This window comes from Kitasatospora sp. NPDC017646 (assembly GCF_044329365.1).
GTDB lineage: Bacteria > Actinomycetota > Actinomycetes > Streptomycetales > Streptomycetaceae > Kitasatospora.
Window position 1 is genome coordinate 236,734 of the sequence record NZ_JBIRJC010000003.1, and the last position, 15,324, is coordinate 252,057.

Annotated in this window: 13 protein-coding genes; 5 read left to right on the forward strand and 8 right to left on the reverse strand. The window is 72.6% G+C overall.

The window, feature by feature from the left end:
* Positions 1-23: 23 nt before the first annotated feature.
* Positions 24-293 carry a hypothetical protein gene (locus ACH4J0_RS06705; protein ID WP_380609447.1) on the reverse strand — a complete coding sequence of 90 codons (270 nt, stop codon included), beginning with the start codon at positions 291-293 and terminating at the stop codon, positions 24-26.
* An 810-nt stretch (positions 294-1,103) separates the two neighbouring features.
* Between ACH4J0_RS06705 and ACH4J0_RS06710 the strand changes: the two genes are divergently transcribed.
* Positions 1,104-3,353 (forward strand): CDP-glycerol glycerophosphotransferase family protein, encoded by a 2,250-nt coding sequence (locus ACH4J0_RS06710; protein WP_396236917.1) that lies wholly within the window; start codon positions 1,104-1,106, stop codon positions 3,351-3,353.
* 63 nt (positions 3,354-3,416) lie between these two features.
* Here ACH4J0_RS06710 and ACH4J0_RS06715 read toward each other — a convergent pair whose 3' ends face one another.
* Complete coding sequence (locus tag ACH4J0_RS06715; RefSeq protein WP_030283062.1) at positions 3,417-3,629, reverse strand: EF-hand domain-containing protein; 213 nt, start codon at positions 3,627-3,629, stop codon at positions 3,417-3,419.
* A gap of 176 nt (positions 3,630-3,805) precedes the next feature.
* Here ACH4J0_RS06715 and ACH4J0_RS06720 point away from each other — a divergent pair, with 176 nt between their 5' ends.
* Positions 3,806-4,474 (forward strand): lysophospholipid acyltransferase family protein, encoded by a 669-nt coding sequence (locus tag ACH4J0_RS06720; protein WP_396236920.1) that lies wholly within the window; start codon positions 3,806-3,808, stop codon positions 4,472-4,474.
* Positions 4,475-4,540: 66 nt separating this feature from the next.
* On the opposite strand, the gene ACH4J0_RS06725 is transcribed toward ACH4J0_RS06720, so the two are convergent.
* The 3 genes from ACH4J0_RS06725 to ACH4J0_RS06735 all read right to left on the reverse strand — a co-directional run bounded on the left by ACH4J0_RS06725 (position 4,541) and on the right by ACH4J0_RS06735 (position 8,404).
* Positions 4,541-6,376 (reverse strand): ABC transporter ATP-binding protein, encoded by a 1,836-nt coding sequence (locus tag ACH4J0_RS06725; RefSeq protein ID WP_396236922.1) that lies wholly within the window; start codon positions 6,374-6,376, stop codon positions 4,541-4,543.
* Between the two features lie 248 nt (positions 6,377-6,624).
* On the reverse strand, positions 6,625-7,398 hold the full coding sequence (locus ACH4J0_RS06730) for an SDR family NAD(P)-dependent oxidoreductase (protein WP_396236924.1): 774 nt from the start codon (positions 7,396-7,398) through the stop codon (positions 6,625-6,627).
* A gap of 325 nt (positions 7,399-7,723) precedes the next feature.
* Positions 7,724-8,404, reverse strand: a complete 681-nt coding sequence (locus tag ACH4J0_RS06735) for a LysE family translocator (RefSeq protein WP_396236926.1) — start codon at positions 8,402-8,404, stop codon at positions 7,724-7,726.
* A gap of 98 nt (positions 8,405-8,502) precedes the next feature.
* Between ACH4J0_RS06735 and ACH4J0_RS06740 the strand changes: the two genes are divergently transcribed.
* Positions 8,503-9,828, forward strand: coding sequence for a PLP-dependent aminotransferase family protein (locus ACH4J0_RS06740; protein ID WP_396236928.1), 1,326 nt, complete (start codon positions 8,503-8,505; stop codon positions 9,826-9,828).
* A 135-nt stretch (positions 9,829-9,963) separates the two neighbouring features.
* Here the strand turns inward: ACH4J0_RS06740 and ACH4J0_RS06745 are convergent, their stop codons facing one another.
* From ACH4J0_RS06745 to ACH4J0_RS06755, 3 genes are read right to left on the reverse strand one after another with little or no spacing between them, the layout of a single operon-like run.
* Positions 9,964-10,869, reverse strand: coding sequence for an SDR family oxidoreductase (locus tag ACH4J0_RS06745; RefSeq protein ID WP_396236930.1), 906 nt, complete (start codon positions 10,867-10,869; stop codon positions 9,964-9,966).
* Positions 10,866-11,876 (reverse strand): alpha/beta fold hydrolase, encoded by a 1,011-nt coding sequence (locus tag ACH4J0_RS06750; protein WP_396236932.1) that lies wholly within the window; start codon positions 11,874-11,876, stop codon positions 10,866-10,868. Before ACH4J0_RS06750 ends, ACH4J0_RS06745 begins: the two co-directional genes overlap by 4 nt.
* Complete coding sequence (locus ACH4J0_RS06755; protein WP_396236934.1) at positions 11,873-13,534, reverse strand: flavin-containing monooxygenase; 1,662 nt, start codon at positions 13,532-13,534, stop codon at positions 11,873-11,875. Before ACH4J0_RS06755 ends, ACH4J0_RS06750 begins: the two co-directional genes overlap by 4 nt.
* 225 nt (positions 13,535-13,759) lie before the next feature.
* On the opposite strand from ACH4J0_RS06755, the gene ACH4J0_RS06760 reads away from it, so the two are divergent.
* Positions 13,760-14,548: a MerR family transcriptional regulator gene (locus ACH4J0_RS06760; RefSeq protein ID WP_396236936.1), complete on the forward strand. Its 789-nt coding sequence runs from the start codon at positions 13,760-13,762 to the stop codon at positions 14,546-14,548.
* Between the two features lie 147 nt (positions 14,549-14,695).
* A complete protein-coding gene (locus tag ACH4J0_RS06765; protein ID WP_396236938.1) occupies positions 14,696-15,178 on the forward strand; it encodes an ABC transporter substrate-binding protein in 483 nt (160 codons plus the stop codon).
* Positions 15,179-15,324 lie beyond the last annotated feature (146 nt).

Consider the following 15,324-nt stretch of genomic DNA (forward strand, 5'->3'; position numbering starts at 1 on the left):
GGGCCGCACCCCGGGACCGGCCGCTAGCCGCGCCCGCCGAAGAGGCTCCGCCGCAGCCGGCGCAGCGGCGCCAGCAGCGAGACGCGGGTGTGGCGACGGCGGGCCGCCGCCGGGGCGTCGGCGCCGCGCGGCGTCAACTCCCTTATCAGCCCGAGCGCCTCGGCGGTGTCCACCGCCGAGAGCGCGGGCGCGCCGAGCACGGCCAGGTGTCGGTCGATCCGGCGGCCGGTCGCGCCGACACCGCACTGGATCGCCGGCACACGGGGCCGGGTCCGCACTTGCATGTGTTCCATCAGTTCTTCCCACCCCTACGAGGCGCCAGGGCCGTGAGGCGAAGACTATCCGTGAGGGACGGCCTTCGCGCAACCGTCCTTGGTGTTGTGCCACCGTACCGTGCGACGTCAACTGACGGTGCACCAGGGGCCGCCCGAGCGGTCACGACTGGGCATCAATGATGGTGCACGACCAGCCGTCCGTCATCAGGACCAGGAGGCACGGGCCCGGCGCCCGCGCCCGCGGCATGCGCCGGGCGCACGGGGGCGGGTGGACGGGTAGACGACCGTGTCGACGAATCACCCCGGGACTCACCTCGGAAAGCGCCCCGAGAAGGCCCGGGGCACCACGGTGAGCAGCCCCTCGCGCGGCGCCCCATATAGGGGACAGCCGCCACGTCGACAAAGCGACCGCTGCGTCACCATCTGACTTCATGAAGTGAACGTATTCGAGGGATTGACTCCCGCCAATCCTCCAAGCAATATCTGATGCACACCCGCAGGTGCCCGCACCGCACCATGCGCGTGTTCGAGTGATGAATGACATGAAATGACTCGAGAAGGAACTCCGGCTCCTGCGGGCCACTGCCCGGCCACCTCGACGCTGCGGTGGCCAGGCCCGCGTGGTGCCCGGACCGGCGGCCGGCCGTAGAGGGTCGGCGGGCCGCCACCAGACTGCCGGTGCCGCCCCGCTCGGGGCCCGGCACCGGCGGTTCCGGGCCGGCCTCGTCGCCCGCCCCACGGCGCTCCTCGCCACCTCCCGCCGCGCCCGCCCTCCGCAGCCGGACGTCCCCGCAGGTCGCACCGTGTGGATCGGTAGACTCGGCCAGCGTGTCCCTCCTCCTCAGCATCGTGCTTCCGGTCCACGGCGTGGAGCGGTACCTGCCGCGCTGCCTCGACTCGATCCTCGGCGAGACCCCCGCCGCGGAGACCCGCTTCGAGGTGATCGCGGTCGACGACCTCTCCCCCGACGGCTGTGGCGCGATCCTGGACGCCTACGCCGCCCGCGACCCCCGGCTGCGTGTGATGCACCTCACCGAGAACCAGGGCCTCGGCGGCGCCCGGGCCGCCGCTCTGCCGCAGGCGCGCGGCGAGTACGTCTGGTTCGTGGACAGCGACGACTGGCTGCCCGAGCGGACGGTCGGCGTGATCCTGGACGAGCTGGCGCAGGAGCGCCACCGCGAGGTGCCCGCCGACGTGCTGCTCACCGACTTCACCCACGTCTACCCGGACGGCGGGAGCGAACCCAACCCCTGGCGGAACGTGCTGGTCGGCTCCCCGCTGGTCGAGGGCTGCACCCTGGCCGAGCACCCGGCGCTGTTCCAGACCGTGATGTCGGTGTGGAACAAGGTGTTCCGCCGCGCCTTCCTGGAGGGCCTCGGCGTCGCCTTCGGCCGCGGCTACTACGAGGACATCTCGGTCACCTACCCCGCGCTGCTGGCCGCCGAGCGGCTGCGCTACCTCGACCGCCCCTGCTACTTCTACCGGCGCGGCCGGGACGGCGCGATCACCGCGACCGCCTCCCCCAAGCACGCCGACGTGTTCGCCCAGTACGACGCCATCTTCGCCTTCATCGACCGCTGCAACCGCCCGGACGGCCAAGCCGGCCCCGGCGGCCAAGGTGCCCCGCGCCGCCCCGGCCGCCCCGTCCCCGAGTCGCTGCGCACCCTGGTCTTCGACCGGACCGTCCGCCAGGCGCTGAACGTCTACGACACCCCCGGACTGGTCCCGGTCGCCCGGCGCAAGGACTACTTCCACCGGGTCGCCCTGCATTTCGAGCGCCACCGCCCCTCGGACTACCGCTTCCCCGGCGGGGTGCGCGGCGTGCAGTACCGGCTGGCCGCCCGCGGCGCCCGGATCGCCTACGCCGAGCTGCGCCGGACCGGCCGGCTCCCGCGCGAACTCAAGCGGGGCGCACGTGCGGTGGCCCCCGCGGTGAAGAAGGGCGTGCGCAGCGGCGCCCGGTTCACCGCGTACAACGCCTTCCGCCGGCTCCCGCTGGACGAGCACCTGGCGGTCTACGCCGCGTACTGGCACCGGGGTTACGCGTGCAGTCCGGCGGCGATCTACGAGAAGGCGAAGGAACTCGCCCCGCAGATCCGGGGGGTGTGGGTGGTGGAGAACCGGCGGCAGGCCGACGCCATGCCGGCCGGAGTCCCGTACGTGATCGTCAACACCCCCGCCTACCTGAAGGCGATGGCGACCGCCAAGTACTTCGTCAACAACGTCAACTTCCCGCGCACAATGGCGAAGCGCCAGGGCACGGTGCACGTCCAGACCCAGCACGGCACCCCGCTCAAGGCGATGGGCATGGACCTGCGGGGCCGCCCCGAGGCCGCCGAGGGGATGGACTTCGACCGGCTCCAGGAGGCCATCGACCGCTGGGACTTCCTGGTCTCCTCCAACCCCCACACCAGCGAGCACTTCGCCCGGGCCTTCCCCGGCCGGTACGAGATGCTGGACACCGGCTACCCGCGCAACGACCGGCTGGCCAACACCACCCCGGAGGAAGTCCGGGCGATGCGCGAACGGTTCGGGCTGCGCCCCGGCACCACGGCAGTGCTGTACGCCCCGACGCACCGCGGCGGCAAGGGCGGCTACGTGCCGCTGCTGGACGTGGCGGAGCTGGCCCGGCGGCTCGGTCCGCGGTTCACGCTGCTGGTGCGCACCCACTACTTCCACACCGACGGCCCGGGCGACCTGACCGCCGGTGAGGACGCGGCGGAGATCCTGGACGTCTCGGCGCACCCGGTCGTGGAGGACCTCTACCTGGCGGCGGACGCGCTGGTGACGGACTACTCGTCGATGATGTTCGACTACGCGGTTCTGGACCGGCCGGTGGTGATATTCGCGCCGGACTGGGAGGAGTACCAGCGCGAACGCGGCGTCTACTTCGACCTGTTCGCGGAGCCGCCGGGCGCCGTCACGGTGGACGTGGACGGGCTGGCGCGGGCGCTGCGCGCCGGCGATCCGGAGCCGGCGGCACGGGCGCGGTTCCGGGCGAAGTTCTGCGTCTGGGACGACGGCGGGGCGGCGGAGCGGGTGGTGCGCCGGGTGTTCCCGGTGGCTCCGGCGCAATAGCGGGAAGCCTTCGGACGGGGCCGGGGCCGCCGGACCGGTGGCTCCGGCCCCGTCCGCGCGGGCTCAGCGCTGGCGGGCCGCCAGGAACTCCTCGAAGTCCAGGAAGCCCTGGTGACGGGTGTCCATCGCGTGGATCAGAGCCTCGGCCATCGAGATGGTGACGCTGTGGTCGCCCATCTCGTTGGCGGCCAGCGCGTACTCGGCAGCAGTGATCTTGCCGTCGCCGTTCTTGTCGAAACGGTCGAACATCTCCTTGATGGCCTCGACGCTCTCCATCGTTTCCTCCTGGGTACTGCGGGGTCTTGCTCGGTTCGGACGGCCGTACCCTACCCGGCCGTGGTGTTCGCCACGGTCTCCGGGAGTGGACGCACGGAGGGGTGGGTGTCGTAGTCTGCGGGTCTGATTGCTGACCCGGGCGCCTCCCGGGCGGTCGTTCGTCCAGGGAGGGAACCGTGCTCGACCTCGCCACCAGGCTGGTGCTGAAACCCGTTTCGCGGGGCATCTGGCGCCCGGTCATCGAGGGCATCGAGAACGTGCCGCGCAAGGGCGGGGTGATCCTGGCCAGCAACCACCTGTCGTTCATCGACAGCGTGGTGATCCCGCTCACCGCCCCGCGCCGGGTGCACTTCCTCGCCAAGGCCGAGTACTTCACCGGCACCGGGCTCAAGGGCAGGGTCTCCAAGGGCTTCTTCGAGGCGATCGGCGCGGTGCCGGTCGAGCGCGGCACCTACCGTTCCGCTCAGGCCTCGCTGGAGTCGGCGCTGGAAATCCTGGAGGACGGCAAGGCGTTCGGCATCTATCCCGAGGGCACCCGGTCGCTGGACGGCCGGCTCTACCGCGGCAAGACCGGCGTCGCCTGGCTCGCGCTGACCGCGGGCGTCCCCGTGGTGCCGGTGGCCCTGGAGGGCCCGGAGCAGATCCTGCCGGTCGGCAAGCGCGTGCCGCGGATCAAGAAGGTGACCGTCCGCTTCGGCGAGCCGCTGCACTTCGACGCGTTGCACGGGCAGGCCCGTTCGCTGAAGGCCCGTCGGCAGGTGACCGACGAGGTGATGGCGGCGATCCAGCGGCTCTCCGGCCAGGAGGTCGTGGACAGTTACAACGAGGTCCCGAAGGCGGCCTGACCGCCCTTCCGCCCGGTCACGCGTGACCGGGGATCACAGGGCCACGCGTGGCCGAGGGCCACGGGATCACGCGTGACCGAGGGCGGCGTCCGACAGGGCCGCCGCCTCCGGTGCCTCCCGGCGCAGCAGTGCCGCGTACCGGCCGTCCAGTTCCACCAGTTCCTCGTGGGTGCCCAGTTCGACCACCTCGCCGTGGTCGAGCACGGCGATCTGGTCGGCGGAGCGGACGGTGGACAGCCGGTGCGCGATGGTGATGGTGGTGCGACCGGCGGCCAGGGTGTCCACGGCCTGCTGGACGGCGCGTTCGGTGCGGTTGTCGAGCGCGCTGGTGGCCTCGTCGAGGATGAGCACCGGCGGGTTGCGCAGGATCGTACGGGCGAGCGCGAGGCGCTGCTTCTCGCCGCCGGAGAAGCGGTAGCCGCGTTCGCCGACCATGGTGTCGTAGCCGTCGGGGAGGGCGGCGATGGTCTCGTGGATCTGCGCGGCCCGGGCGGCCGCGACCAGTTCGGCGTCGTCGGCGCCGGGCTTGGCGAAGCGCAGGTTCTCGGCGACCGATGCGTGGAAGAGGTAGGTCTCCTGGGAGACCACGCCGACGGCGCGGGCCAGCGTGTCGAAGGACAGCTCGCGCACGTCCACGCCGTCGAGGGTGACCCGGCCGCCGGCGACGTCGTACAGCCGCGGCACCAGGTAGCTGAGGGTGGTCTTGCCCGAGCCGGTCTCGCCGACCACGGCCAGCGAGGTCCCGGCCGGGACCTTGAGCTCCACGCCGGTCAGGGTCGGACGCTCCTGCCCGGGGTCGTAGCGGAAGTCGACGGCCTCGAAGCGGACCTCGCCGCGGATGTCGGTCAGGCCGACCGGCCGCGGCGGTTCGGCGATCTCCACCGGCAGGTCGAGGTACTCGAAGATGCGCTGGAAGAGCGCCAGTGAGGTCTGCATGTCCACGCCGGTGGACAACAGGCTGACGGTCGGGCGGAACAGGCCCTGCTGGAGGGTGACGAAGGCGACCAGGGTGCCGACCGAGACGATCGGCGCGCCGGCGGCGGAGGTCAGCCCGGCCGCCCAGTAGATCAGCGCGGGCATCGCGGCCATCACGATCATGATGGTGTTCATACGCCAGCGCCCGGCCATGCTGGCCCGCACCTCCAGGTCGGCGAGCTGGTCGGACTGCTCGGTGAACTCCCGGGCGAGCGAGTCGGAGCGGCCCATGGTGCGGCCGAGCAGGATGCCGCTGACCGACAGCGACTCCTGGACCGCCGAGCTCATCGCGGCCAGCTGCTTCTGCCGCTCGGTGGTGATCTTCTTGCGCTCCCGGCCGACCCGCCGACTGATCCAGACGAACAGCGGGAGCAGGAGCAGTGAGACGACGGTCAGCCGCCAGTCGAGGGCGACCATGGCGACGATCGAGGCGATCACCGAGGTGAGGTTGGAGACCAGACTGGTCGCGGTTGACGTCACCGTGGACTGCATGCCGCCGATGTCGTTGGCGATCCGGGACTGCACCTCGCCGGTGCGGGTGCGGGTGAAGAAGGCCAGCGACTGCCGCTGGAGGTGGCCGTAGACGGAGGTGCGCAGGTCGTGCATGACCCGCTGGCCGACAGTGGTGGAGATCAGCGTCTGCAGCACGTTGAAGACGCTGTTCACCACGGCGGTGAGGATCATCCCGAGTGCGAGCAGGCTGAGGAGCCCGGTGCGGCCCTGCGGGATGGCGGTGTCCAGCACGGCCCTGAGCAGGAACGGGGAGACGACGGACACCACGGCGGAGGCCGCGACCAGCAGCCCGACGGTGGTGAGGCGGCCCCGGTACGGGCGGAACAGCGCGAGGATGCGCCGCCACTGGGCCGGCGGGCGGGGATCGCCCTCGGCGCGCTCGGGCGGGGTCCAGTCGATGGCGGCGGGCCTCAAGAGCGGGCCTCCCAGGATCGGGCGCGCGGGGGCGTGGGCGCGGCGGCGGGCATGGCGGTCGGTCGGGTCTCAGCATAGCGAGCGTAGCTCATAGTTAGGCGACCTAATAGTGAGGGTGACTCTATTCCCTCGGCCATGCCTCCTCCGGCCATGCCGCCTTCGGTCATGCTGCCTTCGGTCATGCCGCTCCCGGCCATGGCGTCTTCGGCCGACCGCGCCACCCGCCGACCGCCCAGCCCCCGGGCGCCTCAGTTCGTCCGGTAGGTGCGTGCCGCCTTCGAGGAGAGGCCGCCGAGCTTGCCGGACGGCAGCACCCGGGCGATCGCCACGGCCAGCTTGTAGCGCTTGCCGGGCACGGACACCGAACGGCCGCGCGCGAGGTCACGCATCGCCTCGTTCACCACCCGCTCGGCCGACAGCCAGGACCAGGACGGGATGTTGCCGGTGCCCATGCCCGCCCGCTGGTGGAACTCGGTCCGGGTGAAGCCGGGACACAGCGCCATCATCCGCACGCCCGTTCCGCCGAGGTCGCGCAGCACGCCCTGGGTGAAGCTCACCACCCACGCCTTGCTCGCCCCGTACGTACCGCGGGGCAGGAAGGCCGCCACCGAGGCGACGTTCACGACCGCGCCCCGGCCGCGCTCGCGCATCCCCGGGAGGGCCGCGGTGGTCAGCCGCAGGATGGCCTCGATGTGCACCTTAAGCATGTCCAGTTCGTCCTGGAGCGGGACGGTCCCGAAGGCGCCCTTGTTGCCGAAACCGGCGTTGTTGATCAGCAGGTCCACCGGGCGCTCGGCGTCGGAGAGCCGCGCCTCGACGGCGGCGATGCCCTCGTCGGTGGCGAGGTCGGCGGTCAGCACCTCCGCCTCGGTGCCGTACTGGGCGTGCAGGTCGGCGCTGGCGCGCTCCAGGCGCTCGGTGTCCCGGGCCACCAGGACGAGCCGGTAGCCGCTGCGGGCGAGCCGGCGGGCGAACGCGGCTCCGATGCCAGCGGTCGCGCCGGTGATCAAGGCTGTGGTCATGCCCCCGACCGTACCGACTCACCGCAGCCACGCCCACACCCAGGGCGACTCGCGATCACCGACCCGCTGGAGACCTTCACCCACTTCGCCCGGGCGGGCTACCGCCACGCCGCCATGGAGGAGCCGCTGGACGCGCTCGGCCGGCCCGGGCCGTCCACGCCCTCGAAACGCAGGGAAGCCGTAGTCGGTACGGCTATCCAGTTAGTCGGTGCGGCTACTCCAGTACGGAACCGGGCTCCTCGGGCGCGTGCTCGCCGAAACGGGCTGCCCTACGAGGTGCCGCGGGTGGCTGGCTGCCCGGGCCGATGAGGAGGCCGCGGCCCGGTTACGCCGCCACCGCCCTGGCACGGTCGGCGGCGATGCGCACCGCGAGGCCGGCGAGGACGGTGCCCATCACGTAGCGCTGGACCCGCAGCCAGGCCGGGCGGCGGTTGAGGAAGCCGGCGATGCTGCCCGCGCTCATCGCGATCAGGCCGTTCATACCGACCGCGATCGCGATCTGGACCAGACCGAGCACGAGGCTCTGGACCGCGATGTGGCCGCGCTCGGGCGCCACGAACTGGGGCAGCAGGGAGATGTACATGATGGCGATCTTGGGGTTGAGCAGGCAGGTGAGGAAGCCCATCGCGAACAGGCGGCGCGGCGGGTCCGGGGGCAACTGCTGCGGGGCGAAGACCGCCGTGCCGCCGGGCTTGACCGCCTTCCAGGCCAGCCAGAGCAGGTAGCCGGCGCCGGCCAGCTTGATCACCGTGTAGAGGACGGGGACCACCGAGAAGACCGCGGCCACCCCGGCCGTCACCGCGACCAGGTAGACCAGGAAGGCGGCGGCGACGCCCGTCAGGGACACCAGTCCGGCACGGCGGCCCTGGGATATCGAGCGCGAGACCAGGTAGATCATGTTCGGCCCCGGCGACAGCACCATGCCCAGCGCCACGGCGGCGATGCCGAGCACCGCGTGGCCGTCCACGGCGTGCAGGGCGCCCCCGGCGTTCATCAGCTCGTCCATGCGTCGAGGCTAGGGCGCGGGATGATCTCGATGCAATGATGACTTTGCGCTCGGTGCAATGGCGAGCTCGGTACGGACGGGTGAGGGGTTGGTTCGCGATGGACGACTACCGGCTGATCGCGGACGAGATCGCCGCCGACATCACCGGCGGACGGCTGCGGCCCGGCCAGCAGCTGCCCACCCAACGCGCCTTCGCCCGTCGCCGGGGCATCGCCGCCTCGACGGCGGGGCGGGTCTACCGCGAACTGGTCCGGCGCGGGCTGACCGTCGGGGAGGTCGGGCGGGGCACCTTCGTCCGGGCCGGGCGGTCCGGGGAGGACGGGCGGATCGCGCTGGCCGAACCGGCCACCGCGCCGATCGACCTGGAACTCAACTACCCGAGCGTGCCCGGGCAGGCCGAACTGCTGGCCGGCGGGCTGGCGACCCTGCTGCGGGCGGACGCGCTGGGCGAGGCGCTGCGACCGGTCGGCTCGGCCGGGACGGACGCGGCGCGACAGGCCTTCGCCGGACTGCTGGCGACGGGCACGGGCGGGTGGGAGGTCGACGCTCGGCGGCTGCTGTTCGCGGGCAACGGGCGGCAGGCCGTCGCGGGGGCGCTCGCCGCACTGGTGCCGCCCGGGCGGCGGCTGGGGGTCGAGGCGCTGACCTACCCGGTGGTCAAGGCGGTGGCGGGGCAGCTGGGGATCCGGCTGGTGCCGCTCGCGGTGGACGAGCACGGGCTGCGGCCCGACGCCTTGGCGCAGGCCCACCGGGCGGCGCCGCTGAGCGCGGTGTACGTCCAGCCCCGGTTGCAGAATCCACTCGGCGCCAGCCTGCCGCCCGAGCGGGCCGTCGCGCTGGCGGAGGAGCTGCGCCGGCTGGACCTGCCGGTGGTCGAGGACGCCGTCTGGTCCTTCCTGCGCCCCGAGCTGGCACCGCTCGCCGCGATCGCACCGGAGCGGACGGTGCTGGTCGACAGCCTCTCCAAACGGCTCGCGCCGGGGCTGACCACCGGGTTCGCGGTCGTCCCGGAGGGGCTGCGCGAACGGGTCGCGTGCGCGCTGCGGACCGGCGGGTGGACGCCGGGCGGCTTCGCCCTGGAGGCGGCGGTGCGCTGGATCGGGGACGGGACGCTGGCGGCGGTGACGGCGGCGAAGCGGACGGACGCGGCGGCGCGGCAGGCGCTGGCCCGGGAGGTGCTCGCGGGCCAGCGCCTCCGGGCGGACCCGTGCTCGTACTACCTGTGGTGGGAACTGCCGGGCGCCTGGCGGGCGGAGACCTTCGTCGCCGCGGCCGCGCGGGCGGGGATTTCGGTGACGCCCGCGGCGGCCTTCGCGGTGGACCCGCGGAGCACGCCGTCCGCGGTGCGGGTGGGGCTGGCCTCGCCGCCGATGCCGGTACTGGCGTGGGCCCTGCGGGTGCTGGCGGGGGTTGCGAAAAGCTGACGGATGACAGATGACGGATAACAGATGACAACTTTCAGATTTCAGATTTCGAACTCTGTCATCCGTCCGCTGTCAGCTGTTCGTCGTCATCCGTTCGCCGCCGACCGTCAGCCGTCCCTCGTCAGCCGTCCCTCGTCAGCCGTCCGCCCCTGACCGGCTCCCCCGCGCCGCCGTGTCCGCGGCACCGCCGGCCCCGACGGCGCGCAGCCGGGAGGCAGCGGTGGCCGCGAGCTGCGGGGCGAGCTTGGCCACGTCCCGGGAGCCGACCACCGCGATCAGGCTCGGCAGCAGCCAGCGCACCGGCTGCATCCCGCGCAGCCAGGCCTGGGCGTACACGTGGGCGGACCGTCGGGCGATCCCGGCGACGATCCGGTCCACCGCGGGCTCCAGCGGATAGGTCTTGTTGGCCGGCCACGGCAGCCGGCCGCGCATCTGCTTCAGCACGGCGTCCTCGTCGGCGCCGCGCACCATGTCGGTGTCCGTCCAACTCAGGTAGCCGACGCCGACCTTGACCCCCCGGTAGGCGACCTCGGCGCGGATCGAGTGGGCGAAGGCCTCCACCCCGGACTTGCTGGCGCAGTACGCGCTCATCAGCGGTGCGGGCGTCAGCGCCGCGAGCGAGGCGATCTGCAGCAGGTAGCCGCGGCTCTCGGTGAGCGCCGGAAGGAAGGCGCGCGCGGTGGCGACGCTGCCGAGCAGGTTGACCTCGATGACCCGGCTGAACGCCCGGTGGTCGCTGTCGGCCAGCGGTCCGCCGATCGCGATCCCGGCGTTGGCGACCACGGTGTCGACCCGTCCGTAGTGCTCCTTGATCCGGTCGGCCGTGTCGGTGAGCGCCTCCAGGTCGGTGACGTCCACCTCCCACGCGGTGGCGGCCGCGCCGCACTGTGCCGCGACTGCCTTCAGCTCCTCCGGCTCCAGGCCCAGCAGTGCGACCTTGGCCCCACGCCGGGCCAGCTTGCGGGCCAGCGAGGCGCCGACCCCCCGGGCGGCCCCGGTGACGACGACGACCTGCGCGGACAACGGCGGGATGGCGTTCATGCGGCGGTGGTCCTCTCAGCGACGGAAGCAGCGACGGGGGCAGCGGCCGGAGCGACGATGGGAGCAGCGGCCGGAACAGCAGCAGTGGGGGCGGCTCCGGTCAGGTGCGCGGCGGCCATCCGGTGGATCTCGGCGGCGACCTCCGCCGGCCGCTCCAGCGGCGCCATGTGCCCGACACCGGGCAACAGCAACAACCCCTGGGAGTCAGCGAGTTCGGCGACCATCCGGTGGGCGTGCACCGGCGGGGTCAGCCGGTCCGCGGTGCCTACCACCACGGCCGTCGGCGCGGCGATCCGGCCGAGCCCGGCCCGTACGTCCAGCCGGTCGAGCACCCCGGCCCAGTGGAAGCGGACCCCGGCGGGGCAGGCGTGCACGATCCGGGCCGTCGCCTCGACCTGACCGGCGGCTGAACCCGGCCCCATGGTCGCGTACTTGAGCACGGCCCGGCTGACCGCCGAGACCGGTCCGAGCGGCATCCTGGAGCGCAGCAGCTGCCGGTGCAGGAAACGCCGCAGGCCCGGGGCGCGGACGGCGTCCGGCAGAACGGTGAGTTCGGCGACCAACTCGCTCGGGCCGGTGGAGATCAGGACGACGGCGGCGGTGCGCTCGGCGACCTCGGGCCGGCCGCCGGCGGCCATGATGGTCATCCCGCCCATGCTGTGCCCGGCCAGCACCGCCCGCTCCCCCGCCGGAACCGTCCGGGCGAGGACGGAGGCCAGGTCCTCGGCGAGCGCCCGGGGGGAGTAGCGGGCCCGGCTGGGCGGGATCTCGCTCTGCCCGTGGCCGCGCTGGTCGTAGGCCACCACCCGGTAGCGGTCGGCGAGTTGCCGGATCACCGGGGCCCAGAACGCGGTCGAGCAGGTCCAGCCGTGGGAGAGCACCACGGTGGGCGCGCCCGGCCGGCCGTGCGCCTCGGCGTGCAGCCGGATGCCGTCCGCCGAGCGGATGCTCAACTCCTCGACGGGCGTGGGCGGTACGTACTCGGCGGGGAGCTGGACGGACGTCATGCGGTGGCCTCCTGGACGGTGCGGGCGGCGGTCGGGGCGGTGCGCATGATCAGCTCGTACTCGCCGAGGTCCACCCTGCGGGTGGCGCGCCGGAAGGAGGTCGTGGAGCCGGGCCAGAGCACGGTGTTCTTGCCGCTCGGGTCCAGGTACCAGCTGCGGCAGCCGCCGGTGGTCCAGACGGTGCGGTCCATCCGGTGCTGCAGTTCCAGGTTCCACTGCCGCTGGGCGCGGACGGTGGGATGCATGGCGGCGGCACCGACCGAGTGGAGCGTGGTCAACGCGTCGATCATGTAGTTCAGTTGGGACTCGATCATGAGGATCATCGAGCTGTTGCCGAGGCCGGTGTTGGGACCGATCACGAAGAAGAGGTTGGGGAAGCCGTGCACGGTCGAACCGCGCAGCGCCTCCATGCCGTCCTTCCACTCCTCCGCCAGGCTCGTCCCGTTCACCCCGAACACCCGGGCACCGATGGGCATGTCGGTCACGTGGAAGCCGGTGCCGAAGACGATGGCGTCCACCTCGTGCTCGCTGCCGTCGGCGGCGACCAGGGTGGAGCCGCGCAGTTCGCGCAGGCCGGAGGAGACGACCTCGGTGTTGGCGGCGGCGAGCGCCGGGTAGTAGGTGTTGCTGAGCAGGATGCGCTTGCAGCCGATCCGGTAGTCCGGGGTGAGCTTGGCGCGCAGTGCCGGGTCGGCGACGCCCTGGGCGATGTGGCGTTCGGCGAGCTGCTGGACGAGGCGCAGCAGTCCGGGGCGGCGCACGAAGGCGTCCACCTGGAGCTCGCGGAGTGCGAACAGGGTGCCCCGGCGGATCTTGGCGGTGACCGGCAGCCGGCCGTGCAGCCACTTCTCCAGCTGGGTGATCTCCCGGTCACGGCGCGGTAGGACCCAGGCCGGGGTGCGCTGGAAGACCGTGAGCTTGCCGGCCTTCGGCTGGATCGACGGGATGATCTGGGCGGCGGAGGCGCCGGTGCCGACCATCGCGACGCGCTTGCCGGTCAGGTCGTAGTCGTGGTCCCAGCGGGAGGAGTGGAACACCTTGCCGGGGAAGGTGGCCAGGCCGGGCAGGTCGGGGATCTGCGGGTCGGCGAGCGGTCCGGCGGCGGAGACGACGGCGTCGGCGGTCCACTGGCCGGCCGAGGTGGTGATCCGCCAGCGGGTCTGCTCGCTGTCCCAACGAGCCTCCAGCACTTCGGTGTTGAAGCGCAGGTGCGGGCGGAGGCCGAAGACGGTGGCGACCTTCTCCAGGTAGGCGCGGATGTCCGGCTGACCGGAGAAGCTGCGCGGCCAGTCGGGGTTGGGCGCGAAGGAGAAGGAGTAGAGGTGCGAGGGCACGTCGCAGGCGCAGCCGGGGTAGCTGTTGTCGCGCCAGGTGCCGCCGACGGAGTCCGCGCGCTCCAGGACGACGAAGTCGGTGATCCCGGCGCGGCGCAGCCGGACGGCCGCCCCGAGGCCGCCGAAGCCGGAGCCGATCACCGCCACCCGCACGTGCGGTACGGCCTCCGCCGCAGCGCCGGTGTCGGTCGCCGTGCCGGTGCCGGTCGCCGCGCCGGTGCCGGTCGCCGCGCCGGTCTCGGTCGCCGCGCCGGTGCCGGTCGCCGCGCCGGTCTCGGTCGCCGCGGACGCGCCGGAGCGGGGGCGCTTGCTGCTGGATGCCATGCGGCCTCCTCCTGAAGGGTGGGGCGGTGGTCGTCACTCTCTTCCGGGGATCGCGGACCGGGAACCTCCCGGGGCTTTCCCCGGAACCCTGCCAATCGCGCCAGTAATCACTGGCATGGTTGGCAGGGTAGCCCTTGCTGACACCGGATGGAAGAAGCCCGACAGCCCGGATTCACCGGAAGTTCCCGGACTTCCCGGAGGCTCCCCCGTCGGGGTGACGGATCTATGCTGATCGCCGTGGACAAGGTCAGGGCTGCTGCGGACGACAGAAAACGCGAGTACCGGGTGGAGGAACTGGCCGAGGCGGCCGGGATCACCACCCGAACCCTGCGCTTCTACCGCGAGCGCAAACTGCTCCAACCGCCCCGCAAGGAGGGCCGGATCGCCTGGTACGGCGAGGAACACCTGGCCCGGCTGCGGATGATCGGCGAACTGCTCGAACGCGGCCACACCCTGGGCGGGATCGCCGAACTGATCGGCGCCGGTGAGAGCGGCCGAGACGTCGCCGGACTGATCGGGCTCGAGGCCGCGATCGTCGCCCCCTGGTCGGACGAGGTCCCGGTACGACTGGACTGGGAAGAGCTCAAGACCGCCTTCGGGGACCAGCTCACCGAGGAGAACACCGCCGAGGCCATCGCCCAGGGGTACATCTCGATCGAGGACGACGGGATCACCCACGTCAGCCGGCGGCTGATGGACGCCACGACCGAGTTGGTCGCCGAGGGCGTGCCGCTCGCGGCGGTGCTGGACGCCAGCCGGCGCACCCGGGAGTACGTCGACGCCATCGCCGAGATCTTCATCGAGGTGGTCGGCGAACACCTGCTCAGCGCACTCTCCGGCGACACCCCGCTGCCACCCGGCGAGGCGGCCCGGCTCACCGAGCGCATCCTGCGGGTCCGCCCGCTCGCCCGTACCGTCGCCGACGCGCAGTTCACCCTCGCGATGGACCGCCGGGTGCGGGCCGAGTACGCCGAACTGCTGCGCCAGCGACGGGAGTACGGCTCGGAGGCGTAACGGGCCTGCCGGGCGGGCAGGGTTCCCGCGTCCCGTCCGGCCGCCAGCAGCGCGCGCTCCAATCGCGGCGGGGGCCGCCGTGGAGGCGTCCGCCCGTGGGAGGTGTCCGTCCCGTGGGAGGTGTCCGTCCCGTGGGAGGAGTCGCCGATGTCCCGAACCCTCAGCCGCCGTGCCGCGGAGGCCGGGGCGGCGGACGCGGCGTACCGGACGAAGCTGCGGGACGTGGTCACCGCGCTGGGTGGGCCGGCCAAGGCGGCGGCCACCCGGGTCGAGATGGCCCGCTTCCTGGCCGGCGCGCCCACCCGGCTCTACCTCGACGACACCTTCGTCAGCTCGCTGTTCAAGGACCTCGGGCTCGGCCGCCCGGCCAACCAGGACAAGTCCGGGTTCTCGCTGGAGATCAGCCCGGAGCAGGTGGACCAGGCGGCGGCCGACGTCATCTTCTACTCGGCGTACGGGGACGCGGCCAAGTCCGACCGCACCAGGATCACCGAGGGCACGCTCTGGAAGAACCTGGACGCCGTCCGCAACGGTCGGGTGCACCAGGTGGACGACGACCTGTGGATGCTCGGCATCGGCTATTCCGGAGCCGGGCTGATCCTGGACCAGATCCGCAAGGACCTGGCGTGACGTCGGACGGGTGCCAGGTGCCGGATGCCGGGTGCCGGGTGTCGGATGACGCGGCCGCATGACGGGGGCACAGCTGACGGTTGACAGATGACAGATTTCATCCTCTGTCATCCGTCGGCTGCCACCCGTCATCCGCTCCCCGTCCC